The organism is Desulfobulbus alkaliphilus (assembly GCF_016918545.1).
GTDB classification, from domain to species: Bacteria; Desulfobacterota; Desulfobulbia; order Desulfobulbales; family Desulfobulbaceae; genus Desulfobulbus; species Desulfobulbus alkaliphilus.
Genome location: NZ_JAFFQC010000276.1, coordinates 1 through 435, shown reverse-complemented (window position 1 = coordinate 435; position 435 = coordinate 1). Strand labels below are relative to the sequence as shown.

Genomic DNA, 435 nt, shown 5'->3' with positions numbered 1-435 from the left:
CTGTTGCACCGCGCCCAGCTCGGCCAGGGTGGTCGGGCAGAACTCGGGGCAGTAGGTGAAGCCGAAGAAGACCAGGCTCCATTTGCCGTTCAGCATCGTCTGATCGACGGGTTGTCCATCCTGATTGACCAGTTTGAAGTCGCCGCCGACCAGGGGCTGGCCGGTCGACGTCACCTCGGCGCCGTCCGACGTGGGCGCACGACCGCTGACCACCACGACGGTGATGATGGCCAGCGCCACGGCGATGGCGATGCAGGCGCCCGCGAACAGCAGGATGGAACGACGCGGCATGACGGCCTCTCACGAAACGGATGTGATCGGTCTATAGAAGGCGTGTGACCTCGACAGAAGCCCGCATGGCGCCGCACGGCGCATCCTCTTCGGAGCCGTTGAACGGCTGGAGCGATGCGCCGCGTCGCGGCCGCGGGTTTTCGC

The 435-nt window shown here is 66.2% G+C and carries 1 protein-coding gene; it reads right to left on the bottom strand.

Annotated elements, in window-relative coordinates; translation table 11 throughout:
* The coding region (locus tag JWG43_RS20910) for an SCO family protein (protein ID WP_205244391.1) at window positions 1–291 on the bottom strand (291 nt) is incomplete at its 3' end.
* Between the last annotated feature and the right edge of the window lie 144 nt (window positions 292–435).